General features: G+C 29.9%; 28 protein-coding genes, 1 CRISPR repeat array and 1 riboswitch. Of the genes, 9 read left to right on the forward strand and 19 right to left on the reverse strand.

Annotated elements, in window-relative coordinates; genetic code table 11:
- Nucleotide 1: 1 nt before the first annotated feature.
- Entirely contained in the window at nt 2-967 is a 966-nt protein-coding gene (locus AC5M21_RS00355; protein WP_008788772.1) for an FRG domain-containing protein, read from the reverse strand.
- A 73-nt stretch (nt 968-1040) separates the two neighbouring features.
- On the reverse strand, nt 1041-2297 hold the full coding sequence (dcm, locus tag AC5M21_RS00360) for a DNA (cytosine-5-)-methyltransferase (protein WP_008788771.1): 1257 nt from the start codon (nt 2295-2297) through the stop codon (nt 1041-1043).
- A 143-nt stretch (nt 2298-2440) separates the two neighbouring features.
- Between dcm and AC5M21_RS00365 the strand changes: the two genes are divergently transcribed.
- Nucleotides 2441-3889, forward strand: coding sequence for a Sau3AI family type II restriction endonuclease (locus AC5M21_RS00365; protein WP_008788770.1), 1449 nt, complete (start codon nt 2441-2443; stop codon nt 3887-3889).
- A 10-nt stretch (nt 3890-3899) separates the two neighbouring features.
- On the opposite strand, the gene AC5M21_RS00370 is transcribed toward AC5M21_RS00365, so the two are convergent.
- Nucleotides 3900-4325 (reverse strand): very short patch repair endonuclease, encoded by a 426-nt coding sequence (locus tag AC5M21_RS00370; RefSeq protein ID WP_008788769.1) that lies wholly within the window; start codon nt 4323-4325, stop codon nt 3900-3902.
- A gap of 1045 nt (nt 4326-5370) precedes the next feature.
- Nucleotides 5371-5892, reverse strand: a complete 522-nt coding sequence (locus tag AC5M21_RS00375; protein ID WP_008788768.1) for a YcxB family protein — start codon at nt 5890-5892, stop codon at nt 5371-5373.
- A 147-nt stretch (nt 5893-6039) separates the two neighbouring features.
- Here AC5M21_RS00375 and AC5M21_RS00380 point away from each other — a divergent pair, with 147 nt between their 5' ends.
- Together AC5M21_RS00380 and AC5M21_RS00385 are read left to right on the forward strand one after the other, a co-directional pair.
- Nucleotides 6040-6762 carry a hypothetical protein gene (locus AC5M21_RS00380; protein ID WP_008788767.1) on the forward strand — a complete coding sequence of 241 codons (723 nt, stop codon included), beginning with the start codon at nt 6040-6042 and terminating at the stop codon, nt 6760-6762.
- A 117-nt stretch (nt 6763-6879) separates the two neighbouring features.
- Nucleotides 6880-7833, forward strand: a complete 954-nt coding sequence (locus tag AC5M21_RS00385) for an L-lactate dehydrogenase (protein WP_008788766.1) — start codon at nt 6880-6882, stop codon at nt 7831-7833.
- Nucleotides 7834-7863: 30 nt separating this feature from the next.
- Here AC5M21_RS00385 and AC5M21_RS00390 read toward each other — a convergent pair whose 3' ends face one another.
- The 11 genes from AC5M21_RS00390 to AC5M21_RS00440 form a co-directional block, all read right to left on the reverse strand.
- A complete protein-coding gene (locus AC5M21_RS00390; protein ID WP_008788765.1) occupies nt 7864-8763 on the reverse strand; it encodes an AEC family transporter in 900 nt (299 codons plus the stop codon).
- Nucleotides 8764-9726 carry an aldo/keto reductase gene (locus AC5M21_RS00395; protein WP_008788764.1) on the reverse strand — a complete coding sequence of 321 codons (963 nt, stop codon included), beginning with the start codon at nt 9724-9726 and terminating at the stop codon, nt 8764-8766. It abuts the gene before it with no gap.
- Between the two features lie 11 nt (nt 9727-9737).
- On the reverse strand, nt 9738-10622 hold the full coding sequence (locus tag AC5M21_RS00400; RefSeq protein ID WP_008788763.1) for a class II fructose-bisphosphate aldolase: 885 nt from the start codon (nt 10620-10622) through the stop codon (nt 9738-9740).
- Between the two features lie 14 nt (nt 10623-10636).
- A complete protein-coding gene (locus AC5M21_RS00405) occupies nt 10637-11467 on the reverse strand; it encodes a PTS system mannose/fructose/sorbose family transporter subunit IID (protein ID WP_008788762.1) in 831 nt (276 codons plus the stop codon).
- Complete coding sequence (locus tag AC5M21_RS00410; protein WP_008788761.1) at nt 11464-12270, reverse strand: PTS mannose/fructose/sorbose/N-acetylgalactosamine transporter subunit IIC; 807 nt, start codon at nt 12268-12270, stop codon at nt 11464-11466. The genes AC5M21_RS00405 and AC5M21_RS00410 overlap by 4 nt, the downstream gene beginning before the upstream one ends.
- Nucleotides 12271-12282: 12 nt before the next feature.
- Nucleotides 12283-12783 (reverse strand): PTS sugar transporter subunit IIB, encoded by a 501-nt coding sequence (locus AC5M21_RS00415; protein WP_008788760.1) that lies wholly within the window; start codon nt 12781-12783, stop codon nt 12283-12285.
- Nucleotides 12767-13228, reverse strand: a complete 462-nt coding sequence (locus AC5M21_RS00420; protein WP_008788759.1) for a PTS sugar transporter subunit IIA — start codon at nt 13226-13228, stop codon at nt 12767-12769. Before AC5M21_RS00420 ends, AC5M21_RS00415 begins: the two co-directional genes overlap by 17 nt.
- Nucleotides 13225-15975 (reverse strand): PRD domain-containing protein, encoded by a 2751-nt coding sequence (locus AC5M21_RS00425; RefSeq protein ID WP_008788758.1) that lies wholly within the window; start codon nt 15973-15975, stop codon nt 13225-13227. The genes AC5M21_RS00420 and AC5M21_RS00425 overlap by 4 nt, the downstream gene beginning before the upstream one ends.
- 245 nt (nt 15976-16220) lie before the next feature.
- Nucleotides 16221-16853, reverse strand: a complete 633-nt coding sequence (locus AC5M21_RS00430) for a lysoplasmalogenase family protein (RefSeq protein WP_302280822.1) — start codon at nt 16851-16853, stop codon at nt 16221-16223.
- A gap of 36 nt (nt 16854-16889) precedes the next feature.
- Nucleotides 16890-17582: an LrgB family protein gene (locus AC5M21_RS00435; protein WP_008788756.1), complete on the reverse strand. Its 693-nt coding sequence runs from the start codon at nt 17580-17582 to the stop codon at nt 16890-16892.
- Complete coding sequence (locus AC5M21_RS00440; protein WP_302280823.1) at nt 17575-17931, reverse strand: CidA/LrgA family protein; 357 nt, start codon at nt 17929-17931, stop codon at nt 17575-17577. Before AC5M21_RS00440 ends, AC5M21_RS00435 begins: the two co-directional genes overlap by 8 nt.
- 417 nt (nt 17932-18348) lie before the next feature.
- Here AC5M21_RS00440 and AC5M21_RS00445 point away from each other — a divergent pair, with 417 nt between their 5' ends.
- The 3 genes from AC5M21_RS00445 to AC5M21_RS00455 all read left to right on the forward strand — a co-directional run bounded on the left by AC5M21_RS00445 (nt 18349) and on the right by AC5M21_RS00455 (nt 20897).
- Nucleotides 18349-18912 carry a 3'-5' exonuclease gene (locus AC5M21_RS00445; protein WP_302280824.1) on the forward strand — a complete coding sequence of 188 codons (564 nt, stop codon included), beginning with the start codon at nt 18349-18351 and terminating at the stop codon, nt 18910-18912.
- Between the two features lie 34 nt (nt 18913-18946).
- A CRISPR array of direct repeats spans nt 18947-19373; the repeat unit is 30 nt; unit sequence ATTTCAAAACATCATATGTTGATATTAAAC.
- 284 nt (nt 19374-19657) lie between these two features.
- Nucleotides 19658-20542, forward strand: a complete 885-nt coding sequence (locus AC5M21_RS00450) for a helix-turn-helix domain-containing protein (RefSeq protein ID WP_302280825.1) — start codon at nt 19658-19660, stop codon at nt 20540-20542.
- Between the two features lie 31 nt (nt 20543-20573).
- The gene (locus AC5M21_RS00455) at nt 20574-20897 is read left to right on the forward strand and encodes a hypothetical protein (RefSeq protein WP_302280826.1); all 324 of its coding nucleotides are present in this window, start codon (nt 20574-20576) and stop codon (nt 20895-20897) included.
- Nucleotides 20898-21329: 432 nt separating this feature from the next.
- Here AC5M21_RS00455 and AC5M21_RS00460 read toward each other — a convergent pair whose 3' ends face one another.
- From AC5M21_RS00460 to AC5M21_RS00470, 3 genes are all read right to left on the reverse strand, one after another.
- On the reverse strand, nt 21330-22814 hold the full coding sequence (locus AC5M21_RS00460) for a Na+/H+ antiporter NhaC family protein (RefSeq protein WP_302280827.1): 1485 nt from the start codon (nt 22812-22814) through the stop codon (nt 21330-21332).
- 79 nt (nt 22815-22893) lie between these two features.
- A riboswitch (Lysine riboswitch) is annotated at nt 22894-23061 on the reverse strand.
- An 81-nt stretch (nt 23062-23142) separates the two neighbouring features.
- On the reverse strand, nt 23143-23607 hold the full coding sequence (locus tag AC5M21_RS00465) for a hypothetical protein (RefSeq protein WP_302280829.1): 465 nt from the start codon (nt 23605-23607) through the stop codon (nt 23143-23145).
- A 114-nt stretch (nt 23608-23721) separates the two neighbouring features.
- On the reverse strand, nt 23722-23871 hold the full coding sequence (locus tag AC5M21_RS00470; protein ID WP_302280830.1) for a hypothetical protein: 150 nt from the start codon (nt 23869-23871) through the stop codon (nt 23722-23724).
- 345 nt (nt 23872-24216) lie between these two features.
- Between AC5M21_RS00470 and AC5M21_RS00475 the strand changes: the two genes are divergently transcribed.
- The 3 genes from AC5M21_RS00475 to AC5M21_RS00485 all read left to right on the forward strand — a co-directional run bounded on the left by AC5M21_RS00475 (nt 24217) and on the right by AC5M21_RS00485 (nt 25977).
- Nucleotides 24217-24660 carry a YfbO family protein gene (locus AC5M21_RS00475; RefSeq protein WP_302280832.1) on the forward strand — a complete coding sequence of 148 codons (444 nt, stop codon included), beginning with the start codon at nt 24217-24219 and terminating at the stop codon, nt 24658-24660.
- Between the two features lie 63 nt (nt 24661-24723).
- Nucleotides 24724-25062 (forward strand): hypothetical protein, encoded by a 339-nt coding sequence (locus AC5M21_RS00480; protein ID WP_008788749.1) that lies wholly within the window; start codon nt 24724-24726, stop codon nt 25060-25062.
- A 249-nt stretch (nt 25063-25311) separates the two neighbouring features.
- Nucleotides 25312-25977: a putative immunity protein gene (locus AC5M21_RS00485; protein WP_017144239.1), complete on the forward strand. Its 666-nt coding sequence runs from the start codon at nt 25312-25314 to the stop codon at nt 25975-25977.
- Nucleotides 25978-26128: 151 nt separating this feature from the next.
- On the opposite strand, the gene AC5M21_RS00490 is transcribed toward AC5M21_RS00485, so the two are convergent.
- Nucleotides 26129-26572, reverse strand: a complete 444-nt coding sequence (locus tag AC5M21_RS00490) for a metal-dependent transcriptional regulator (protein WP_008788747.1) — start codon at nt 26570-26572, stop codon at nt 26129-26131.
- Nucleotides 26573-26651: the final 79 nt, after the last annotated feature.

The raw sequence follows: 26651 nt of genomic DNA on the forward strand, positions 1-26651 counted from the left end.
CTTATCTTCCTCCAAAATATCCATTAAGTAATTTAAATTTATAATCCAATTCTTTTAACAACTTCATTCTATCCACATCTGTCAAATTATATTGTTTCATTATATATTGTATTAGCTCATCTTTATCTTTTCTAATACGTCGTAGTTTATTTATTGAACTCAAATGAGTACTCATTGTCATTTCATATTTAACTTGTTGAATTCTATTTTCCATTTCATCTTGAACACTAAATTGTTTAATTTGATACTCGTTTTCAATAAATTTTTTTCGAGCATATATTGCAATCTTATCTTTTTCTGGAAAAAGAATTGCCTCATTTATTTTAAATATTTTATCTAAATCATCTACTATCCTCTCTTTATCAGACGCATTAATTTTTACATATTTATAATATACTTCATCTAATGGCGTAAATACCTGACTAGGGAAAAATATAAATCCTCCTTTTTGTGCTTTTATTCTTTCATTTGCATAACTTTCTGAGAATACGAGAAAATTCTTTTGAAACATAATATTTTCATTAACATTTAAAACATTTTCATATAACTGTTCTATAAACCCTGAATGTGGTGACTGATATTCTGGAAAACCAAAAACATAAAGATATCCATCCTTATTCAACGAATTCTCATCATATTTACATGTAAAATATAATGCGACCAAGCAATCAAATGTTATATCTAACATTCTGCTTAGTGCAGCATAATGTTGTGTATCTGTGGCTTTATCAATCCATTTATCATTATCCTTTATTAAACCCAAATCGCAAAAAAGATCAAACAAATAATTTTCTTTATAAATATACTCGCTTTCTCTAAACATAGAAGGCATTAACTTTGTATTTTCAAAATTTCTTGATTCACCTCTAAAAGCAATTAATATTTTTTTGTCATAGTGCTCATAATAACTCTTTTCAAGTCTATCAATACATTCTCCAATTTTAGCTAAATAACCAAAAATATTCATATTTCCACCCCTTCATACTGTTTATTTTATAATATATATAAAAAAAAGACAAACAATTACAAACAAATTGTAATTATTCATCATTAACAATATTAGAAATAAAATATTCTAATTGTGCTATTATCCCTGTGACTAATGCATTACCCATCATAAAATAACGTCTTTTCTCAGGCATATCAGTTTTTGTCCAGTCATCTGGGAAGTTCTGCATTCTCTCTGCCTCTATTGGAGTAATAAATCTTAATTTCTGAAAATTTTCATCAAAAATTATGTGTGTACTTCTATTTATACTAGCTTCACTTGTCAACATTGTTCGTCCAGGTAAATCAAGACTATCATAAGGTGACATAGCTCCTTCAGAATATGTATATGTTGATCCATCAGGCCTTGTTCTCTTTTTCTTTTTAGAATCACGAAGGTCTTTAAATTGATTAATTTGTTTCTCTGTTAAAACATATTTTTCTAGATTGCTTTGCTTGTCTAAAATATCTCTTAATGGTGTAAATTGTATCAGTAGAGATTGCACCTTTTTTGTCCAAACATCCCCTTCTATCATTACACCAGCATTTTCAAAAGTTTCATGAAACTTTTTTGTCATTATAACCCTATCTTTATAATTTTTACGTCCAATACAATATTCTCTTTTCTTGTTTCTTTCAATTGCTTCTATATCAATAGGAAAAGCTTTAGCAAATATCCCTTCTGATAAAACAATGTCTTCTAATACAGATTCTGTAATTACATTATTATACCTTGTTGTTCTTTGCCAAGCAAATATATATACTCTACGTCTTCTTTGAGCAAACCCATAGTCTGCTGCATTAATTACGCGCCACTCTACATTATATCCATAATCATGAAAAGTCCTTAGCATTATTCCAAAATCTCTTCCACGTTTTGTTGATGGAGACTTTAATAATCTATCAACATTTTCTAATAAAACAAAAGGTGGCTGTTTTACTTCTAGAATTTTTGCAATTTCCCAAAAAAGAACCCCTTTTTTTCCTTCAATTCCTTTTTCACCTGACAATGTTCTTGCCACAGAATAATCTTGACAAGGAAATCCTCCAACCAGTAACGTATGATTGGGTATATCTGACTTATTTACTAGTGAGATATCCACATTTGAATGATTCTCATTTCCAAAACGTTTGCAGTAACAATCAAATGCATGTTGAACTTTTGTAGATGGTTCCCATTGATTAGCCCACACAAAGTTCCATTCACCATTTTCTATTGCTCTTCCATTTTCGTCAAACCCAGTTATATGATTCAATCCAACTCTAAAGCCACCAACACCTGCAAATAGCTCAACTACTGTCTTCTCCATCTATACCAATTCCTTTCAAAACATGTTATAATTATACAAATAAAACTATTCTGTATCAAGAATTTTAGTATTTATTTTCATGAATATTTCTTAGTATAACATTTTCACACAAAAAGATCAATAAGCAGGAGGAGAAAATTTTTATGCAAAATATCACATATGAAACAATTGAACAATTAATGGAAAAAGCATATGGTGCTGTAGGCAAGAAAATAGGCGACCTAGATAAAAGTAATCGAATTCAAAATCACAAAAATAAAGGAAACCTTGGTCAAATAATTGAAGAAGGATATTTTGGATATGATGTCAATAATAAGCAAGAAGCTGATTTCCCAAATCTAGGTGTTGAATTAAAAGTAACACCATATAAATGGGTAAATAATAATAAAAAAGTTTCCGCCAAAGAACGCTTAGTTTTAACTGATATTAATTATGAAAAGGATTATAATATTCATTTCACAGAAAGTCATTGCTACCAAAAGATAGAAAAAATACTAATGATGTTTTATGAACATGAAAAAGACAAATATAAATATGACTATATTATATCAAAAGTTTTTCTATATCAGTTTTCTCAACTCAGTAAAGAAGATCAGTTAATTATCTTAAACGATTATGAGACAATAATAAGTAAAATCAAATCAGGAAATGCACACCTTATTTCCGAAAGTGATACTTTCTACCTTGGAGCATGCCCTAAAGGTGCTAATTCAGAATATAAAGTTCCCCAACCTTTTAATAGTATCAAGGCAATGAAAAGAGCTTTTTGCTTAAAAAACTCATATATGACACAGTTATTACGAAATCAAATATTTAACAAAAATCAAAACAGAGAAAGCTTTATTAAAGATATCTCAATTCTTTATCACAATACTTTTAAGGATATTATAGAGAATACATTCTCACATTACGAAGGACTAACATTAAATCAGATTGATAATAGTGTTGGATTTAATGTGAATAGAAATTCAAAAAATTATTTAAGAGTCTACATATCTAAGATGATGAATATATCTGTAGATGCAAATAAACTTGATGAATTCGAAAAAGCAGATATTGTAGTTAAAACAATTCGAATAAACAAAAAAGGTATAATTCGTGAGTCAATGTCATTCCCTGCTTTTAAGACTAAAGAATTAATAGATGAAGATTGGGAAACATCTACATTGAGAAATCTATTTTTAAGCAAAAAATTCTTATTCTGTATCTTTGATGAAATCGATGATACTTGCAAACAATACAAATTTAGAAAAGTAATGTTGTGGAATATGCCAGAAAAAGATTTAGAAAGTCATGTTTTTAATGCATGGAGAAAAACACAAGATATTTTAACCAATGGTCTCCATTTAGAAATCAAAAAGCAAAAAACAGGAAAAACAATTGTAACAAACAATCTACCAAAAAAAGGTGATAATTTAATATTACATGTAAGACCTCATACACAAAAATCAGTTTATAAATTATTAAATAATGAAACTATAGGTGATGGTAATATTGAGAGGGATGGTGATTTATTACCAGATGGTATTATAATAACAAAACAATGTTTTTTTATGAATAATGATTATATTCTAAAAATAATAAATGAATAAGTTAATGATTCTATTTATAATCAGGATTTTTAATTTCCTCAATTAATTGTTGCATTCTATATTCAAAAACTTCATTAATCTCGCATTCCCACACCACAATAACTCTATAATCTAATTCTTCCAATTGATGATAATTTTTAATATCATTATCAACATTTCTTTGTATTTTAGGAATCCAATAATCTTTTCTTGTTTTTGGCAAGGTTGCATATTTGCAATTGTAATGATGATGCCAAAAACAACCATTTACAAATATTGCTGCTCTATATTTAGTGATAACTATATCTGGGGTACCGGGTAAACTTTTATCATTTTTTCTATATCTAAAACCATGCAGATACAAATACTTCCTAACTTTAATCTCAATAGAAGTCTCTTTTCCTTTTATATGAGACATAATTTTAGAACGTTTTTCTGATGAAATTTCATTTGACAAAAAAACCATCTCCTCTTTATAATTTTAACCCTTTAGAATTATTAACTCAACATATATCAAATAAAATTTTAATATAGATTTCATTCATAAAAAATATATAAATAATTACACAGTTGACTAATAGATTACTATAATATCACTGTAATTATTGGTTCACTATAAATAATATTTGTGCAAATATTTAATTTTTGTTTATCAACCCTCTTCTAATTGAAGACAGGAGTTCTCTCTTTAGAACCATTATCAGCAATCCAAAAGATTTTAAAATCTTATAAAAAAAGGGAAGTAGAAGATGGAGAACTTATAAAAACAAAAAAATGAGTGCCAACGAGAAAAAGTATTGCCAACCTATATAAGTATATAGAAGTCAGTAAATACAACATTAAAAGACATGGAAAAACATTGTCTGAAATCAATTAAGATGATTTATCATTGAAAGAGTTGGTAAACATATCAAATCGAAAAGAAGTCAATGACTGAATCTTGTTGTACCACCAATATTCTTAATAAGGAGACATTAAGATTATTTCAAATCATAGCCAAGGGAGAATATATTATTAATGGATTTATCAATAAGAATAACAGAAGACAACTCTTTAAAGAAAGAGAAGACCAAAAAACATACGAAAAATGACAAGGACACTATCAAAATTACAGACACAAGGGATTATAAAGAATAAATACTATCTCACTACTAAAAGTAGAAAAATGAGAACACGAATACTGTTCAATACTAGAAAAGCACTACAGAACTAAACCTCATAAAATAGTCATTATGGGGTAAGGGTATTTTGCCTTTTTGATTATATTCTTGTTTTTTATTATCATTTCATTGAAAGTAATAACATAAATTCAGGTGATAATATGACAACAATTGAATTATTAAATATGCTTAATCAAAATTAAATTCCTTTCTTTCCAGAAATCACTCCAAAAAATTCCTAAATTATAATCTTATGAAAATGAATGAACTTTTAGATGAATATCACTACCCTATTATAGAATAAAAGAACATCTATGGAAATTATCCAATAGATGTTCTTTCTTATACATTTGGCCATTTTGAAATTTTTGTTTCCTTTGTTTTTAAGAAATCAAATAATTCACTCGGTTTTATCTTTAAAGAATCTTTTCTAATAATGGCAAATTGATTCTTTTTTCCAAAGAAAGTATATGTATTTTCCGTTTCTACAATTTTTTTCATATTCTCATATGGCATTTTGTTATCAGTTGCCATGTCACAGTTACGAATAGTCAATGCATCATTACCAAAAATCATTGTATAAATATTTTCTTCTTTTTCAGTTTCCTTTTTCATTGTATTTAAAATATCTTTATATTTCTTTTTATTTAACCAAAAAATTTCAAGAAAACACACAACACACAATACAATCAATAAGATTCCCATTGGATACTGATTGTTCATAAAATTAAAAATAGATGCTACAATAGCAACAAGTCCTGTTATTGACAACATGTATTGTTGCCAAGGTGCAACCATATATCTCTTGATCTCTTTTAAAATATCCTGATCAACTATATTATGATTAATTTGAATACGTTTCATAATTTTCCTCCCACTTTTCAACATTGAGTTATTATCCTCTACTATTATGACATGAATATTAACTTTAATGAAGTAATTTCTTGATATTATACATTTTCTACAAAAAACAAGATAAAATGTATATAGCATTTTAAGGGAGGATTAAATATGAAGGGAAAAGTTTTAAAAATTTTAAAGTATATGGGATTTGGATTTATAGGTCTTATCATCATAGGTATTGTGTTTGGGAAACCAATGGCAGATGAAATTATTATTAATGAAGAGAATATCACAATGGATATTCATCAAAGTCAACAAGTGGCATTAACTGTTCACCCTGACGATGGACTTCTGTCTGAAGATGATTTTGAATGCAGTGATGCAGATATCATCAAAATAGAAGAAATTAAAGATGGGAAATTAATCTTAAAATCGTTAGAAAAAGAAGGTCTTGTAACACTTCAATATAAAAAAGATGATGTTAAGAGTAATTCAGTAACTATTCAAGTTGTCAATCAACAAGCATTAGCAATGGCTAAAGCCAAGGAAAAACAAGAGGCAGAGAAAAAACAAGCTGAAGAAATTAAACAACAAGAGAATGCAAAGAAAGCTGAAGAACAAAAAAAGTCTGATGAAAAAAAGAAAAGCGAACAAGCGAAGAAAAATGCTGCACAAACAGCAAGTCAACGTTCATCTTCACAATCAAACAAAAGCTCATCAACATCATCTTCAAATCAAAGTCATCATACAAATAGTGCCATGGTTTACATTCCTAAAACTGGTAAAAAGTATCATTCGAATGCTAACTGCAGTAATATGAAAAATCCTAGTCAAGTCTCATTAAGTGAAGCGCAAAGTCGTGTATTTACAGCTTGTAAAAAATGCTATTAATATAGAAAATATACATATTTGTACATCACTCTTAAAAGTGATGTATTTTTATTGTTAAAGTGGCTCAAAATATTTTGAAATGATATAATGATGTCATCTGTTAAAAAGGAGAATTATATGAATATACTAAAAAGTAAAGTTGTTATTATTGGAGCTGGGAATGTTGGTGTCAGTACAGCTTTTTGTTTAATTAACCAGGGACTTTGTGATGAAATCGCATTAATTGATTTAAATCAGGAAAAAGCTTTTGGAGAAGTTTTAGACTTATCTCAAAGTATGGAATACATGAATCGCAATACAGCAGTTAAAGTTGGAACTTATGATGATTGTTGTGATGCAAGTATTGTTATCATTACAGCAAGCGTTCCTGTTCATAATGCTGGAAATGATCGTTTGAAAATGTTAGAACCAACAAAAAAGGTTATGAAAACAATTGTGACCGAAATCATGAAAAGTGGTTTTGATGGACATTTAATTGTTGTCTCTAATCCTGTCGATGTGATGACTTATTATGCATATAAGATTTCAGGTTTACCAGCCAGACAAGTTATTGGTTCTGGAACAACATTAGATACAGCACGTTTAAAATATTTTATTGCTCAAAAAATTGATGTTGATCCTCGCAGTGTCCATGCTCTTGTCATCGGTGAACATGGTGACAGTGAAATGATTCCTTGGTCAACTGTACGTATTGGTGGCAAGGATATTTACAGTGTTGTTAGGGATAATGAAGCACGTATTGGAAAAGATCCTTATGATGAGATGAAAGCCGAGACTATCAAAGCAGGTTGGGAAATCTTTAATCGTAAGGGTAATACTTGTTATGGTATTGCATCAAGTACAGTCGGTATTGTCAAAACAATCCTGCATAATGAGAACAGAATACTGCCTGTTTCTACTTTATTGCAAGGTGAATATGGGCATGATGATCTTTATATCAGTGTTCCAACAATTATAGATCGAACTGGTGCTAAAGAAATTGTAGAGTTAGATATGACTGATGAAGAATTCAAAGAGTTTAATCAATCTTGTGAACATTTAAAATCATTTTATGAATGTTTAGATGACTAAAATGGTCTCGTCTTTTAGACGGGACCATTTTTATATGAAACTTATACATAAACACATCATAATGATTGAAATAATGACATAGATAGAATTTATGCATGCTGCTTTTTCATAATCAAGACCTAATAACTCTGTAAAGACCACAGCTGCTGCTCCAATGGGCGAAAAACAGAGAATAATTAAAGGACGCTTTAATGAATTATCAATTGGTAAAAGATATGTAAAGATAGCTAAACAAATAGAAATGAATAGACGCAAACTGACTATCTTAAAAATGTCTACAAGATATTCTTTCTTGAATGTTATCTGTAACGAAAAGCCGATAACAGCCATTGCGATAAAAGGATTTGCATTGCCAATCGTTTCTAAGAAGGGAGGAAAAAAGGAAGGAAGTTTGATAGACATAAAACTCAATATCAACATGATAAAATATGTCCAAACAGGAATAGAATGAAACACCTTTATAAACATTGATTGAAAGTCAAAATGTTGGTGTTTATCCTTAATTGCTGATGCAATCCCATAATTAACACCTAAACACATGATTGAATTTCCAATATCAAATAAGCTTGTCACAATGAAACCTGTTGCATCAAAGAAACCACTGACAAAAGGCATAGCAAAGCAACCAATATTATAACCAGATACATTTATCATCTGCATGAGGCTTTGCTGATTCTTTTTGCCACTCCAATACCCAATCATTAATGACACAGCATTATAAGAAAGACCTAAGAGAATAATAAATAATAAAGAGAAGGCTATCTGTTGATTATTCATATTGATGATAATAGCACAGGGAAGAGTCAATTTCAGCATAAGAGATGAAAAGATAGAATATGCCTGCTGATTCACAATTCCTTTTCTTTTTAGGGCATAGCTTACCAAAATGATACCCAGATAGCCACATACTTTTGGTAAAATAGCATGCATCTATAAATATTTCTCTATAGCATGATCTAAGAATAACATTTCTTCATCTGTCAAAGAAAAAGCAAAAGCCTGACTGTTTTCTTGAGCCTGATCTTGATTTGCAACACCAACTAAAGATGCAGAGATAAAGTCTTTTTGAGTCACCCAATTTAATGCAATATGAGAAACCGGAACATGATGAATGTGAGCAATTTTATCCATCTCTTTTAAAAGACATTGAATGTCAGAAAACATAGGGTCTTTAAAGAAAGGATAAAATGTATACCGAATATCCTTCTCATCAAAATGTGGCAATTCACGATAAGCACCAGATAAAATACCTGCTCCCAATGAGCCATAAGACATTGTAAAATATCCTCTATTATGACACCATTTGAAAAGTTCCTCTTGTTGTCTATTGACCATTGAATAAGGTAACTGGATAGCTTCTATTTGACCATATTGTTCAGCTTCTAAAATAAGTTCTTGCGTCGGATTACTTAATCCAATATGAAGAATTTTACCAGCTAATTTTAATTCATTTAAAGCTCTCATCGTTTCTTCAATTGGGACATTTGGATCAGGATAATGCATCAAATAATAATCAATATAATCAGTTTGTAATCGTTGTAATGACTCTTCACATTCTTTCATAATTGTGTCATAACTATTATTAATAACACGCTTACCAGTTTGCGGATCATTCACATTTCCAAACTTTGTGACAATCTTTACCTTTTCACGATAACCACCTTGTAATGCTATCCCAACGACTTTTTCAGAAGCACTATCGGCCCCATAGACAGGTGCTGTATCAATTAAATTCACACCATTCTTAATCAAAGTATGAATGGCTTCTATTGATGCTTGCTCTTCAACATTGCCATAAGATAAACCAAATTTATTTGTTCCACCCATTGACCATGTTCCAACACCTAAAACTGAGATTCTTTCTTGAGTCAATTGATTCTCTTTATAATTCATAACATGCCTCCTTAATCAAATTCTTTCTTCACTGACGTACAATAACAATAACGCTGACTCGAACCAATCATTTGCATATATGAACAAATATATTCTTTCATAGCCATTTCTGCTTCATGACATAAATCCATCAAATCAATATGAGGATTCTCTTCAAGGGAAGTCTTCATTCGCTCTCTTCCAACCGCAAAAACATCAGTACAAACATTAATCTTATTAATCCCTAATGCGACAGCTTTTTGAATATTTTTTTGACCTGCTCCAGAACCCCCATGTAAAACAAGTGGCATCTGCAATGCAGTTTTGAGTTCTTTTAATCTTTGGAAATCTAAATGTGGAACATAACCTTGCGGATACTGCCCATGGGCAGTTCCAATTGCAACTGCCAAAGCATCAACATGTGTCTGTTTGACAAATTCGACAGCCTGATCAACATGAGTATAAAAATCATTGCTCACTCCATCACCAGCTGAAGCTTGACCCACATGTCCTAATTCTGCTTCAATTGAACAACCTGAAGCATGTGCCAAATCACTGATCAGTGCAGTTCTTTCTAAGTTCTCCTGATAAGGTAATGCGGAACCATCAAACATAATATTGGTAAAACCATGTTGAATTGCCTCTACCACATCGTTATATTCTTGACCATGATCTAAATTTAAAGCAATGGGAACAGAAGACTTTTGAGCCATATTATTTATCATTGGTACAGTTGCATCCAATGATGCATGTGATTTCCATTGACGTGGAGAAATATTAATAATGACTGGTGAACACTCTGTTTCAGCAGCACCAATAATCGCTTTTGCACATTCCATATTACAACAATTAATAGCCATAATCGCATAATTGTTCTTATCTGCATGATGTAACATCTCTTTCATTGAAACAAGCATAATCGCTCCTCCTTCTATACAATTCCAAACAATGCCAAAACAATCGCTAATCCCATAACACCAAACATAATCAGATTGATATTCACTCTTTTCTTTAATAAGAATAAACAACCTAGTGTTAATGACAATGGGACCAGACCTTTAAAAATAGAATCTAAATACGTTTGCAAAAGAATCGGATCACTACCACTCACTGGAAAACTTAAAACAGATGTAAAAGTAACAGTTGAAGCAGTCATCCCACCAATCATAATCAATCCTAAGATACTTGCCCCTTTGGTTAAAACACTCATCAAGCCACTACGATTGATCTCAGAAATAAAATTAGAACCAACTGTATAACCAGCATAAGTCATATAATAACGACAGATAATAGAAGGAACATTATAAACCAATAAAAATAAGATTGGTCCTAATATTGAACCTTGTAGAGACAGATTAATTCCAATACCGGCAGCAATGACTCTTAAAACACCCCAGAATATAGAATCACCAATTCCTGACATAGGTCCCATTAAAGCTGTTTTAATAGCAACAATAGAATGCGCATCAAAGTTTGGGTCTTCACTATTTTCCTTTTCCATTGCGGCAACTAAACCCATTGCAAAAGTCCCTAAATTTTGAGTAATGTTATAAAACATCGTATGTCTGACCATCGCTTGACGACGCCCTTCAGGATCATTTTTATAGTAACGATTAAAAGCCGGTAATAAACAATAGATAAATCCAGCAGCATGCTGACGTACCTGTCCACCAGAACGTCCTGCAAAAATAGTAAATGACCTTAGAAAGATACTATTTAGCATCTTCTTATCTTCTTTTGTTAGTGCATCTTTATTTTTCATGATAAGAAATCCTCCACATCATCTGTATAGTCTTCAGCAATTTGTCCAACTGCTGCATTTTGCTGCATTTTAATTAATTGTAAATCTCTTGATGAAACTGCCAAAACAATAATGATTCCAATTGCTGAAACAGCAACTAATGGTAATTCCATATAAGTCACCAAGATAAATCCCAAGAAATAATAGATTGCTAATTCCTTACTCCATAACATCTTCATTAAAATTGCAAATCCAACAGCAGGCATAAATTTACCTGCAACTGTTAAACCATTCATCACAACTGCTGGAATACTATTGACAAAGGTTTGAACTGGTCCTTGTCCTAAATAAACGCCAATAAACATTAAAACTGAGAAAATTGTAAATCTTAAAAGCCATGCTCCAAAGTTAATAAAAGTAATGGCACGATCATTATTATCTTTAGCATACTTATCAATAAAAGGAACAAACCAGTTAAAAGCAATATTATTGATAAACATAGAAACAAAAGCTGACAAAATCCCAATTGGAACTGCAATGGCTAAAGCTGCATTGGCATCAACTGTTTGCATTGTTGCAAATGTGACAGCAAAAACTGTAGCAGCCGCTGGTTCAGCAGAAATCTGTCCACCAATATTAACCGATCCCATAAAAATAGCTTCCAATGATGCTCCCATAATTAATCCCGTTGGTAAATCACCTAAAAGTAATCCTGTAACTGCTCCGACAACAATTGGCCTTTCAATCATACATTGACCAAGCAGCCAGTTACCACCATAACAAATAAAATAAGATAAAGCCGCTAAAAGTGCAGTGACTGTCATTTTTCTCTCCTCCTATCCTTTCATTCCATCTAATAAGTTTTGAATTGGTGTTTTTGGATTCGTTGGTACAACTTGTGCATAGACAGGTAATTGGCATTTTGCCAACTCTTTTAAAGCTTCCAATTCCTGTGGATTCAAAATAATACATGGGTTTAATTGTGTCTTAAGTGCTGGATCACTTTCATCAAAACGTCCCACATTAGCCACATTGACTGATTCTACATCAGGACAATTCTTAACAATTTCCAATGTATCTTGAATACAATTTGTTAAAACAAAGAGTTTTAAATCTTGAGACCTCGGATTATTAAAAACATCTATAGATTCTTGTAAAGGCTTAATCAACAATTTAATCCCTGCTGGTGTTGCCATCTTTAATGTCATTTTCATCACATCGTTTCTTGCTGCTTCATCATTAGCCACAACAATTCTCGTTGTATTTAATTCTTTAGACCAAACCAAAGCCACCTGACCATGAATCAAGCGATCATCAATTCTAATTGAAACAATCATTTCTTTCTTCCTCCTCGACACATAGAAAATCCTCATCAGTTTCTTCTGATTGATTTTGATCTTCAAAATCAATTAAAGAGACAACCGAATTCTCTACAATTTCTTTTAAGACTTCTTGTGTTAATGGTCTTGTTTCTAACAAAACAGCCAATACACACATTAAATTTGTACCTGTCACAATATGTAAATAAGATGGCTTTTTCACACACAATTGGCAGACTTTCTGATTCACACTGCCACTTAATAAATCAGTAAAAATAACCCCTTCATCATCTTGATTTAAAGATGAGATAAATGTTTCAATCTGATGAGAATAATCACCTTGACACTCATCTGTATAAGCATTAATCGTTTGAATGTGATACCCATCCCCTGCTAACACATGAATAGAACTCTTTAACCCTTCTGCTAACATTCCGTGTGTTGCAATTAATATTTTTTTCATAACAAACCCCTTTTCTGACGTGTTATATGATTTGGCGAATCTATAGAGATATAATCATATAAATAACTCATTTCACTTAATGGAAGATCTATTCCATAATTACGAAAGATATTTTCAAAACTTGTTTTCATATGTGATATAAAATCTGCATGCTCTAAAGCAAACTTCGTCACATCGCCATAATCTAATGCTTCTTTTGTCACCAGTCTTTCTATCAAACAACTGATATGAATATATAAACCCATAATCGTTTGATTAGAAAATTCAACATTTAGTAATTTTTGAAGTTTCTCAATTGATTCAGAAACAGATTCAATTAATCGTGTTGGTTCTAAAATCGTTAAATGTTTCATGACGTTTTCTAAAGAGAAATTCTTCATTAAATTTCTTTTGAATTCATTAATTTCATGAGCAGTTAAATAATTTGAAAAATCACGATAAAGTTCATCAACCTTATTCATACTCATAATATCTTCTAAAGAAACAAATGAGATTTCTGGTATCTTTGGATCACTGACACCAAAGATAAATAAAATATTTTTCTTTTCAAAGACATCTGTTTGCTGAATTGAATCCATCAATTCAAAATAATCATATGTTAAAATATCAACATCTATATTCTTAGGTAAACTCCTAATAAAGAGTTCTGATAAACGACGTGCTGTATTCACACCATTTTCTGATGTAAAGATAATCGCTGGTTTTCGTTTGGTATTCTCTATCAAACGATAGGAAGTTTGGGAGATATCATTGATCTTTTCAAGAATATGTTTTAAAGATTCATTTCTTAAGATCAAGTATCCCGCTTCTAATGCCAGTCCCGTAGAAACATGATTAATCACACCTATATCACTTTGAGCAACAGCTATTAATGATTCACCAATATCCTGTAAAGACCCCATATCAACCATCACCAATAAATCATTTTTTGTAACAACTCGTACCAAATATTGTTTAATTTTCTCAACAATTTCATGAGTTGTAGTTTCAATTGGCATATCAATGGAATCAAAGACATGTCTTCCAATCATTGTATTAACTGCATCAGAAATACTGGTTGCAGTTGAATAACCATGGGAAACAATAATACCTAAACATTTCTTTTTAACAATCCCACGAATATAATCAGCTAACAAAACAGTAAAGATTGTTTTATTGATTTCATCAAATTTAATACCTAATGAATCATAGATATAAAGATGAATACACTCTATCATTTCATATTCATTTTTAAATGATTGCTGAATAAATAAAGAAAGTTCATGAATTTTTTGATGATGTGTTGTAAACCAAGTATTCATAAAGGATCTATTCTCTTTGATAAAATAAATACTTTTTGATATGAGTGAAGTGAAATTAGTTGGTTCATTAACATTGTAATTTTCAAAAATAGTATCAATGATATCATTAATAGACAATTCAATATGACGAATCTGTTTTTGATCAAATCTTTTATTGAATTGTAGATATTCAAAATATTGATGATAACGTCTTTTGATAACATTCATAAATTCATCTAATTGACCATCATTACTCATAAAAAATTTTTCTGTATCTTGTAAAAGAGAATCAAATATCTTTTCAACTTGTTGATTTTCTTGTCCTTGTTGATAATTTTGAACATCTATAAAAGACAATTCATTTTTATATTCATTCATATCGTGTGATTCAACAGATAAAAGAGGAGCTGGTAAATGATATGTATAGATTTTTAAATGATCTTCTTGATGATGATCAGCATTGGCATTGGCACAAATAATTTGGATAATGTTTTCTAAGCCATCAATATTATCGGTATACTGATAAGCCATTAATTTCCCCATAACGTTTGTACTGACAATAATTTTCTTCCCAATCTTTCTTGATTCACTTTGGAAATAGCGGTATATATATGCCTCTTTTTCTTCGTTATATCTTTCATAGAGAGTTGGCATTGTACAAATAATAGGGATATCCTGAAACATATCAAGTTGCTGTTCATGATTCATGGTTGCTTCTAAAACAATTCTCGCTGTCGATTCAAAGCAGAGTGCATATAAATCATCATCGCTGCATTCAGGACTAAAATAACGAATGATTTTTTGGATAAGCGGCAATGAAAGATATTGAGCATTACGAATATAAACCATCCCATTTTGACTTTGTAAGATTTGTGATGGATAGGTGTCTTTCTTTTGAGAATTTCCAAAAAGGATATCAAGGATATCATCCTTATTTTGAAGATCAGCCATATCAATCACTATCAATTGTGAATGTGTTTCAATAATATTTTGGGAAAGCATATATTTATAAACTGCTCTGATAAGATTCTTGCGCCCCGTTCCTTTCTCACCTATTAAAACCAGTGGTAATCCTCTTGTTGGATATTTCATACAGGCTTTAAAATTATCAATAATTCCTTTTAAAGATCCATAAGCTCCTATAATATCTTCAAATGCATAGTCTTGACGAGAATGATTTTGAAGATAAGCTTGCAATTCATTAAGACTTAAGAAATCTAATTGTTGAAATACAAAACCACCTTGTTGTTCTAATGTATTTCTATGGAAAAACAATACAGGTCTTGTTAAAACTTTAATTAAACATTTTTCTTTAAATAGTTCATTTAAATATTGGCTCGCTAAACTTCTGCTAATTTTCAGTTCATCAGCCACATGATTGGCAGAAAAAGTTTCAATATCTTTGTCTTTTCTTGTTTGTGTACACATTTCCATATAATCGATTATTTCATCTCTCGTTGTTATCATATAGACTCCTTTCACCGGTAACTCAAGCATACCTTGTTTTGTATAAATTGTCATAATTGACAAAATTTCTTGCACTTTTTGGCAATAAGAAAAGTAGTGTTGAAAGAATGTCGATAAGTGTCGAATATATTCTTATCATTTATAAATGATAGACAGATATTGACAACACTTTTCCATTCAATTTCATCACTACTTTTATTGTAGCATTATTAAGACATCTCTAATTTTCCAATTTTTACCATTAACTATTTCACTAAACTCAAAGCAATAAAAAACAAACCATAGAAATATGTTATGAGATTAAAAACAGTTAATATATCCTTAAAACGACATTCAAAGAATTTTTCGAATAACAATATAATGTCTGAAAGAAAATAAAGAATAAAACCCACCATAGAAAATAAAAACATAGGTGTTGATAATGTGAGATACACAACAACACTTCTGACCATTGCTAAAGTAATCATAAAAGCATACGCCAAAATCGCTTTATCATATACACCATAATCCATACGTGGCAAATAGGAAAGAGCAATGACAATCATTATAGAAGCAACTGGCAGAATGAACTCTATAATAGATAATGATTGAAAATTAATAAAATAAATAACAAAACAAAGATTAGCAATCAAAAAACAAGTTAATCCATATAAAAAACTTTTTTTATATTGAGTTGCAAGCATAAAATCTCCTGCAAGACAACCTATCAATCCCGGTAAAAGCCCTACCATCATAGAGACACGATCTGAAGTCATACCACAGTATACTGCCACAGCTATAAAGGCCAAACTGTTAAGCGTCTTAAAAATAATATAAGATTTCTTTTTTATGGATAACAGCATCATGATGACAAAGATACTATAGACTGCAAAAAGCATAACAATCATCCTTTCTTTATCCCTATTATATTCTATTTAAAATAAACTTGCTATAAGAGGAGCAAAAACAACAGTAAAAATACCTGCAATAACAATTGACAAACTACTCATAGCACCCTCAATTTCTCCAAATTCAATGGCTTTCGCTGTTCCAATCGCATGCGCACTATTTCCTAATGCCAATCCAATCGCTACAGGATGATTGATTTTAAAGATATGACAAACTGTTTTGGCTATCATAGCACCAAAAATTCCTGTGATAATGACAATGCCAACAGTCATCGTTGAATTCCCTCCAATTAATTCAGACACTCCAATTGCTATTGCAGTTGTGATTGATTTTGGTAAAAGTGAAAATAATAATGTATTGCTAGCATTGAATAAAAGACATAATACTGTAATACTTAACATGCCCGCTAAACAACCACTCAACAAACTTAATAAAATGGCATCTAAGTGTTTCATCAGAATTTGACTTTGTTTATATAAAGGGACTGCTAAACAAACTGTTGATGGTGTTAATAAAAATGTAATCATCTGCGCACCTTGATTATATGTATCAAAATCAATATGAAAGAAAGACAGTACAGCAATTGATATCAATGCACTCATTAATAAAGGATTAAAAAGTGGATATGGAAATTTCTTACGTATTTGAACAGCAATCCAATATGACAATAAACTCAAGACAATTCCAAAATACATCGTTTCTACAAAAATCTTATCCATTATTGTTCTCCTTTCTTTCAATAATCAGCTGTGCAACTTTTCCAGTCGTCACCATTACAACAATTGTACTGACAACAAGCACAACGCCAATGACAACAATATCCCCCAAGAGTTCATCACCAACATTCATTAAACTCACAGCTGATGGAACAAATAAAACTGGCATAATTAAAATTAGCCAATCGGCAACATCTTCTATATCTTTAAGTTTAATAATACCAGTAAATAAACAGATTAATAAAATGAATAATCCATAAACACTTGCTGGCACTGGTAAAGGCAATAAACTCAATAACTCACCAATAAATGATATTGCCATAATAATTAAAAATTGATGTATATACTTCATTTTCGATACCCCCATTACAGTTTCACTATTATAACACTATTCTTCTCAAATCCATATTGATTTCATACATTTCTTTCAAAGAAAAAAAATCAGCCAATATAATGAGACTAAATATCTTTTTTAATCATTAGTATTATTTCTTCACTTCATTCTTTTATTTTTAATTCACTACAACAAACATAGTCAAAACACTTCTTTCATAAGAAAATATACAATCTTTTAGATTTTTTCTATAGTCATACATTTTCCATTATATTAATAACTTCAACAACAACTTCTATTCTATCAGATTCAAATCCTATTTTATTAAATACTTATGAAAACATTATCAATATCATAATTAAAAAAAGTTTAAATAAGTTGATTTTTATACGAAAATTAGCTTTAATGAAAGAAGAAAGATATTGAGGTAAAGGTATGAAACAGAAATATAGAAAACAAAAAAAGCGTGGAAAATATACAAAGAAAATCATTGAAGATTATTGTGTTATTGACTTAGAAACAACAGGATTATCATGGGCCGATGATAAGATTATTGAAGTTGGAATTTTAAAAATAAGAAATCAACAGATTATAGATAAATATTCTCAACTCATTAATCCAGAACGTGAAGTTAGCCCTTTTATAACCAAACTCACGGGAATTACAAATGATATGTTATTAGGAATGCCAACCCTTGATGAGATTAGAGACGATGTTTTCAGTTTTATTGGTGATGATATTTTATTAGGACACAATACATCATTTGACTTAAACTTTGTTGCAAATCAATTTCATATAGATATTGAAAATGAATATATGGATACACTTCAGTTTTGTAGAAAGGTCTATCCTCACATGAAACATCATCGTTTAACAGATATGGTCCAATACTTAAACCTTTCCAATAATGAACATAGATCAATTGCTGATTGTATTGCTACATATGAACTTTATGAAAAAATTAAAATAGAAATTGAAGATAAAAAAATATCCCTATAGCATCTTAATATAGGGATATTTTTATTATAAATAACTTTCAAAACATCATATGTTGGTATTAAACCTATCTTTATAAACAAAAACAGACTGTTGATTATTAATTTCAAAACATCATATGTTGATATTAAACCACCGTACTTGGTTCCACTTATAAGTTTACCTAAAGGATTTCAAAACATCATATGTTGATATTAAACTTGTAATAGCATGAGCCTAAAAACGCAGATATTTGGATTTCAAAACATCATATGTTGATATTAAACAGTGACGGAGGAGAAGGAGTTGAAGTATATACTTAATTTCAAAACATCATATGTTGATATTAAACTAACATTAACAAGGCAATTAAAGGAAACCTTAGCACCATTTCAAAACATCATATGTTGATATTAAACCTTGACCCATTTTTTTATAAAATTTCAACTTCACAGATTTCAAAACATCATATGTTGATATTAAACCAGATAAAACAACACTTTCATAACTGGCAGAAATAAAATTCTATTGAATTTATCAATATTTTTACCAAGTAAAAATAATTATATCATAAATCAACATAAAATTCTATTTTTATGTGATATATTCAATGTTTTTTTGATTATCGTAAAGTGAAAAAGTAAATTCCAGTTTTAAATAAATTTATGGAATTTAGTCTTTCACATAATTCTAGTTGGAATTTAGTCTTACATATTATATTATGATTTTAGATATCTATTTGAATTTGTAAGGATGGGAGGAAACATTTATGTCATCAAATTCAAATAAGCATTTAACATTAGATGAAAGAAAAATAATTGAAGTAGGAATTACTAATGGTGCTTCTAAAACAAGTATTGCAGATAATATTGGTAAAGATCCTTCTACTGTCGCTAAAGAAATTAAACTTCATAGAAAATTAAAAGAACGTGCTTCTTTTTATGGTAATAACTGTATTCACCTTAAAAAAGAGTGTTATCGTTGTACCCAAAGATGTGAAAGATATGTTCCTGTTCCTTGTAAGAGAAAAGATCGCTCTCCTGGTGCCTGTAATGGATGTGATAAAATCTCAAGGTGTTTTTTAGATAGATACTTCTATAAAGCTGATATCGCTCATAATGAATATCTTGAATCTTTAGTTGATTCAAGAATGGGAGTTGATCTCACTTATAATCAAGTTAAAGATATGGCAGTTATTATTAAGCCTCTCATTGATCAAGGTCAATCTCCTTATGAAATCATACTCAATCACAAAGAATTGAATATATGTGAAAAAACTTTATACAATTATATTAGTATCGGTATCTTTAGAAAATTTGGTATATTAAATATTAATCTCAAGAAGAAAGTCTCACGAAAACTTTCTAAAGAATATCCTTGTAAGCCAAGAAATAAGCAGCCTCAATTTCTAGATGGAAGAAGATATTCAGACTATTTATTATATATTGAAAATCATCCTGATATTCCAGTTGTGGAGATGGATACTGTTTATAATGAAGATAAGAAGCATTATATTCAAACTTTTATGTTTACAAAGATAGGATTTATGTTTGGAATTATTCATAAGGAAAAAACGAAAGAATCTATATTCGCAGGAATTAATTATCTTTATCAACTCTTAGGACATGAACAGTTTTCCAATCATATTAACTGATCGAGGAGCAGAGTTTTATGCATGTGAGGATATGGAAATAGATCCAGAAACAAAGATGGTAAGAACACATATCTTTTATTGTGATCCCATGCAATCATCACAGAAGCCTCATGTAGAAAAGAATCATAACTTTATAAGAGACATCGTTCCTAATGGAGCTTCTACTGAAGAATTAACACAAGAAAAACTAGATTTAATGTTTAGTCATATCAATAGTGTTCCTAGAGAGAGTTTAAATGGAAAGACTCCTTATGAACTATTCGAATTCTTATATGGTCAAAAGATATTAGATTTATTAAACATAAAAAAAATAGATAAGGATCAAGTGACATTGAAACCTTATCTCATAAAGTAACTACCCCAACGTAGTTATAAAGAATAAACAAATTCATATAGATATCAAATAACCAATACAAGTTCATAACAAGAATTTAGTCTTACATTTTTTAAAAAGTGACTAAATCGACCTTTTTCAGTGCGATCAAAAATATATAAATATGTTTATCTTTACATAAATCATATATGATAATTGAAAGAAAATCAAATTAAAAAGATCAAAATCTATTGAATTTATCAATAAAACAGAAATTAATCTTTCTTAAAAAACTGATTTTATAAAACTGGAATTTACTTTTTCACTTTACCTTTTTTTGATTATATCAATAATTGTTGCTGGTAAATTATAATCAATTCAAACATATAAAATATATTAACAATACTGTTTCTAATAAGATTATCATCTTTAATTTTACACCATATTTTAACTTTTTATCTTTTCACAACAGCTTTACTTTTTCTTGTTAATATAAAATATCATAATTAATAAAGTTATCAAGCCGCTTAAAAATGTTAGCCAAACATTCTGTGTCAGACCAGCAACAATATAACCAACAATACATGCAACTGCAACAACCATTGCATAAGGAAGTTGTGTAGAAACATGACCAACATGATGACATTGTGCACCTGCTGATGCCATAATTGTTGTATCTGAAATTGGTGAGATATGATCACCACAAACAGCTCCTGCTAAAATAGACGATATACAAATAACCAACATTGGATTTCCTTCTGTAAAAATAGCTGTCACGATTGGAATGAGAATACCAAACGTTCCCCAAGATGTTCCTGTTGCAAAGGCTAATCCAGCAGCAATAACAAATAGACACGCTGGTAAAACAGCAACACTGATCTGATATTGTTCTAACATTGTAGAGACAAATAAACCAGCCTGTAAATGTGTAGAAACAATATCTCCTAATGTCCAAGCCAGTGCTAAAATTGTCATTGCAGGAACCATCATTTTAAAGCCAGTTGGCAAACATTCAGCAAATTGATTATAAGTGAGAATACGACGTGGTAAATATAACAAAAAGGTAAAAACTAACGTCAAGAACGAACCCAATACCAGTCCTAAAGAAGCATTACAATTTGTAAAAGACTCAATAAAAGAAACCCCCTCAAAAAAGCCACCTGTATAAACCATACAAGTAATACAACTGATAATCAAAAAAAGAACTGGTAAAATTAAATCCAAAACCTTTCCTTTATCAGACGTTTCAATAACATGAACATCTTTATATTCTTCATTACCATGATGAACATCACCATTTTGAGCAGAGATTTCATGTTCTTTCATACTCCCAATATTCAAATCAAAACGAATAACACATAGAACCATAATGATTGTCAAAAGCGCATATAAATTAAAAGGGATTGTTTGCAAAAAAAGATAAAAACCATCGCCACTGGTATAGCCACTCACAGCCGCTGCCCAGCTTGAAATAGGTGCAATAATACAAATTGGTGCAGCCGTAGAATCAATGATATAAGCCAGTTTCGCACGTGAAATCTTAAATTCATCACAAACATTACGCATGACACTTCCGACTGTTAAACAATTAAAATAATCATCAACAAAGATTAAAACTCCTAAGCCAAAAGTAGAAAGTAATGCACCTTGCTTATTTTTAATTCTGTGAGTTGCCCATTCACCATATGCCCGACTTCCGCCTGCTCTGGTCATTAATGCAACAATTGTCCCTAGAAATACCAAAAAGATTAATATTCCAATATTCCAAGTATCAGATAAACTTGCCATCATTGTTTCAAAAACGGTTTCAATAGCACCAATAGGATGAAAGCCAGTCAATAATAATCCTCCAACAAAAATCCCAATAAATAATGATATATATACTTCTTTTGTCTTTAATGCAATCACAATTGCAATAATAGCTGGAATCAAAGCCCAGAATGTTCCAATAAAATTCATATTTCCTCCTTCTTGTGATATAAACGGCAAAAGAAAAAGCTTTGACTGGCAATCAATCAAAGCATTATAAAATACATTTGCATGAGATAGCCCTCCACATATTGTGACAGTTGATGATATATTCTATCATCCCCCAGCGTTTTCACTATTGGTGTCATGAAAACACTTCGGCAAATCACCCTTTTCATAATCACTGTACCAAACATTGTGATTATGGACTCTTGATCATTGCACCTCTACCATTTATTCAACTTGTTTTAGTGTACATACAATTTTTAATTATGTCAACTCTTATGTTCACATTTTCACTTCAATTTATATTTCCTACTTAAGTATTTTGTGATTGGATCATCTTTTTCTCATCATCAATAAATATGAAATCCTTAAAATTATCACATACTAAAATCAAATAAGGACTTATATATTGCCAACTATCAAAATCATTGATAAAGTCTTGAATATCTCCATACGGGTACAATTCAAAGAGTTCAGGCAAACCACTTAGAAAACAAATCCAAACATTGAAATGAGCATTAATATCCTTAAAAAATTTGATTTCTTGTTGCTTAGGAAGTTGAGACAAATCTAAACGTACACTCGTTAAAGTAGGTAAACTCTTTAAAAACAGTTTTAATTTGATGATGTCTTCTTTATCAGCAAATTGATAATGTTGGTGAAATTGAGGTATTTCTTTTAAAATATATTCCTTTTGATCATTGATTTTTGCATTATATATTCTTTGTTTTTGTTGTTCTAGTAATTCTTTTAATCTCAGCTTTTTATCTTCTTGCATACTTTTCTCCCTGCTCCAAATCATATTATATATACTTTATATAAATAGAATAATTTTCTTTATAACTTCTGCTAATTTATGAGAATTATACATTAATTCAACCATATTAATCACTTAATTCTCTTTTATAAGTAACAGCATTCTTACAGAATGGGTCAATTCCTGATATGCATTCTCACAAAATAGCAGCATTTGCCAATCTTTATTTGCACACCCACCTATGAAAATAATATTTTCTAAAAATGATGCAAAGTCCTTTCCCAAAATACAGTTATCCCCCTCTCCATCATCGTGGCTTAAATAAACAACGAGTGGATACTGGGAATCTTTACGAAGATTTCATGCAATCACATTACCACGTATCTTTTAATACGTTTTTTTATAGGTCTTTTAACTGATTTGTTATGATTTAATAATCCCTAAATCTTCTCCTATCTCTATATTTAAAGATATTATTATTTTATCATATATAAGATAGAAACTAAAATGATTACTTATTTGTATTTAATTCTATTAAAAAAATTTAATATAATAAAAATGAGAATGACTATAAAATTCATTATGGTATAATATGGCTATAAAGCATAATTTGAAAGGAAGATTGTGGTTATGATAGAATTAGGTCAATTTAAAAAAATATTAAAAGAAAATGAAGAACGTTTTCCATTGTTGACGCTTGTTGAATTTTTCGAGGGAAATACAGAGGAGGATTCGATTGCTCCTAATCAATGGAGAGAGGGGCGCCCTTCGCTTGCTGAAATATGGGATATGTTACAAAAGATTGAATTAATGCCAAATATAGCATGGGTTCGTGTTACTTTGCATGATGATACACAAATTGAAGAAGAAAATGAGAGAGAAGAATTAATTCTTGCGGGAGACTCAATCGTAATATGTACAAACATGCAACCATCTGAATTAGAAAAAATAGTCAATTGTCAATGGTTATGTTCTGATGGAGTCATTAAAATCAAACCTTCAGAATTAGATATTTATTCATGTATACCATCAATTCCAGAGAACTTTAATTGTTTAGAAATTGTATGGGACTAATTCTATTTCAATCAATTGATTTCAGTTTATAATAAAGAACAAATAAATCTAAGGAGATTGAAAATGCGAGATAAAGTATATCTATCAAAAAAAGAATATCTTCAGTTATTAAAAGTCTTAGACATGATGGTTTGTATTTTGGATAGAAGTGAGAAACGAGAGAATGCAGACAATAGAGCTTATTCATTAGCTATTGCATGTGCTGAAACTGATATGGTGACTAGATTAGCAAGTTTACGGAAGTTAGTGGTAGAGTTAATAACACCTGAAGAAATTTCTGAACTAGATAATTCCGGAATATTTGATTATGAAATTCCTCAAATGCCTTATGAAGATGAAACATATGAGTTGAGGAAACGTTTAGAGCCTTATCTAGTGAAATATGAAAAAGATTCTAAATAATATGTTATTAAGCATCTTCTAGTTTTATGAATTGATGAAGAGAAATTAGAATTTTAAAGTGAGGTAATATTTTTGAAAAACATGTTATTAAATCCTCTTAGTATGCTGATTATCGGATTTATTTTAGGAATTATAAGCAGATTATTAGATATTCACACTCAAAATTTAGGTAATACTTTCTCACAAATGGCAATATGAATATTATTTAGAGTGCTTATTTCTATTTATAGCAGTTCTAAGAGAAAAGCAATGTCGAACATATTTCCTTTTTGCATAGGGATGCTTATAACCTATTATATAGCAGCGGTTATCACAAGGGGAGTTTATTCAGTTTATAAAAAAAATAGTATGAAATTAGAATTTGTAGAGGTATATATGATGAAACCAGTAGAATACGCATGGAATGAACATGAAAGGCAATTATATATTGAAAATAAAATTATTATCCCATCTCCATATAAGATAAAAATTATTGATGATGTGGATGAAAGAAATAAATTAGAGCATATTTTGGAAAGATTATCTCAAAGAGAATTAGCAATTTGGGCAATTAAAAATGCTGAAAGATTTATTTCTTATATAAATATTGGAGATGAAAAATTAAAAAACGATATTATTTCTAAAACAAGTGGTATTTTACAAAAGAGAATTGACAATAAAATAAATGCATTTGAATTGAGAAAAGCAGGTTTTTTGGCTAATACACTTGCCAAAAATTCAATTAATGAAATAAGTAAGTTTTCATCAAGAATATATGCTCAAGCTATTGCAACAGGGCATATGAGAGGTCATGCTATCGTTTCATCTGATTATGCAATAAAGGTTATTAATCTTTTGAATAATAACAGCAAGGTTGAAGTCATTAAGGAACGAGGCAAGCAAATAGAATTAGCAAAGTCATTATTATCAGAATAAACTACAAATCCCAGTTTGTGTATTACTTCATCTATCCAATCATTATTAAATACTCATATAACGGACACTCCAAAAAGTGTCCTATTTTTTATATGAGTATTTTAAATTTCTTTTTCATTTTCTATCTATAAAAAATTATATTGAAAAATAATTATTGATCATAATCATGATGATTTTCAAGAAATAAAGTTAATTTTTCTATCTGTAAAATTGTTTTCCTATCCATAAAATGTTCTATTTTTTCAACTTGTTCTAATTCATCATTAGAATGGTTTAAAACGCATAAAAAATGATGAAGTATTTCATGACGATATAACAGATATTTCCCTTCACTCATCCCTTTATCAGTTAACGTAATCTCTCCATATTTTTCAAAATCAACATATCCAAATTGTTTTAATCTTTGTACAATTTTTGTTGTAGAAGATGGTTGAACATTCAAATGACGAGAAAGGTCGCCTATTCTAATCTTAACTTGTTGATGATAAAGCCTATAAATCATTTCTAAATAATCCTCCATAGCAGGAGTTAACTCCTGGCTAGATGTCAGACGATAGCCTGTAAAAGTATGAAAATCACTAGGTTCTTTACTCATTTTTCATGTCCTTTCCTGTTTTTAATCACAAATGAAAAGAAATAACCATACATTGAATTAGGATAAAAAGTTTCCTTAT

The organism is Coprobacillus sp., from assembly GCF_984815275.1.

Coding starts and splice junctions, on each gene's coding strand:
- AC5M21_RS00355 (WP_008788772.1), bottom strand. CDS start 967: ATGAATATTTTTGGTTATTTAGCTAAAATTGGAGAATGTATTGATAGA.
- AC5M21_RS00465 (WP_302280829.1), bottom strand. CDS start 23,607: ATGCAAGAAGATAAAAAGCTGAGATTAAAAGAATTACTAGAACAACAA.
- AC5M21_RS00375 (WP_008788768.1), bottom strand. CDS start 5,892: ATGAAACGTATTCAAATTAATCATAATATAGTTGATCAGGATATTTTA.
- AC5M21_RS00430 (WP_302280822.1), bottom strand. CDS start 16,853: ATGCTTTTTGCAGTCTATAGTATCTTTGTCATCATGATGCTGTTATCC.
- AC5M21_RS00455 (WP_302280826.1), top strand. CDS start 20,574: ATGGAAATAGATCCAGAAACAAAGATGGTAAGAACACATATCTTTTAT.
- AC5M21_RS00395 (WP_008788764.1), bottom strand. CDS start 9,726: ATGAATTATAAAGAGAATCAATTGACTCAAGAAAGAATCTCAGTTTTA.
- AC5M21_RS00460 (WP_302280827.1), bottom strand. CDS start 22,814: ATGAATTTTATTGGAACATTCTGGGCTTTGATTCCAGCTATTATTGCA.
- AC5M21_RS00425 (WP_008788758.1), bottom strand. CDS start 15,975: ATGATAACAACGAGAGATGAAATAATCGATTATATGGAAATGTGTACA.
- AC5M21_RS00420 (WP_008788759.1), bottom strand. CDS start 13,228: ATGAAAAAAATATTAATTGCAACACACGGAATGTTAGCAGAAGGGTTA.
- AC5M21_RS00435 (WP_008788756.1), bottom strand. CDS start 17,582: ATGGATAAGATTTTTGTAGAAACGATGTATTTTGGAATTGTCTTGAGT.
- AC5M21_RS00485 (WP_017144239.1), top strand. CDS start 25,312: ATGTCGAACATATTTCCTTTTTGCATAGGGATGCTTATAACCTATTAT.
- AC5M21_RS00475 (WP_302280832.1), top strand. CDS start 24,217: ATGATAGAATTAGGTCAATTTAAAAAAATATTAAAAGAAAATGAAGAA.
- AC5M21_RS00410 (WP_008788761.1), bottom strand. CDS start 12,270: ATGACAGTCACTGCACTTTTAGCGGCTTTATCTTATTTTATTTGTTAT.
- AC5M21_RS00440 (WP_302280823.1), bottom strand. CDS start 17,931: ATGAAGTATATACATCAATTTTTAATTATTATGGCAATATCATTTATT.
- AC5M21_RS00490 (WP_008788747.1), bottom strand. CDS start 26,572: ATGAGTAAAGAACCTAGTGATTTTCATACTTTTACAGGCTATCGTCTG.
- AC5M21_RS00405 (WP_008788762.1), bottom strand. CDS start 11,467: ATGAAAAATAAAGATGCACTAACAAAAGAAGATAAGAAGATGCTAAAT.
- AC5M21_RS00365 (WP_008788770.1), top strand. CDS start 2,441: ATGCAAAATATCACATATGAAACAATTGAACAATTAATGGAAAAAGCA.
- AC5M21_RS00385 (WP_008788766.1), top strand. CDS start 6,880: ATGAATATACTAAAAAGTAAAGTTGTTATTATTGGAGCTGGGAATGTT.
- AC5M21_RS00445 (WP_302280824.1), top strand. CDS start 18,349: ATGAAACAGAAATATAGAAAACAAAAAAAGCGTGGAAAATATACAAAG.
- AC5M21_RS00415 (WP_008788760.1), bottom strand. CDS start 12,783: ATGATTGTTTCAATTAGAATTGATGATCGCTTGATTCATGGTCAGGTG.
- AC5M21_RS00390 (WP_008788765.1), bottom strand. CDS start 8,763: ATGCATGCTATTTTACCAAAAGTATGTGGCTATCTGGGTATCATTTTG.
- AC5M21_RS00450 (WP_302280825.1), top strand. CDS start 19,658: ATGTCATCAAATTCAAATAAGCATTTAACATTAGATGAAAGAAAAATA.
- AC5M21_RS00480 (WP_008788749.1), top strand. CDS start 24,724: ATGCGAGATAAAGTATATCTATCAAAAAAAGAATATCTTCAGTTATTA.
- AC5M21_RS00380 (WP_008788767.1), top strand. CDS start 6,040: ATGAAGGGAAAAGTTTTAAAAATTTTAAAGTATATGGGATTTGGATTT.
- AC5M21_RS00400 (WP_008788763.1), bottom strand. CDS start 10,622: ATGCTTGTTTCAATGAAAGAGATGTTACATCATGCAGATAAGAACAAT.
- dcm (WP_008788771.1), bottom strand. CDS start 2,297: ATGGAGAAGACAGTAGTTGAGCTATTTGCAGGTGTTGGTGGCTTTAGA.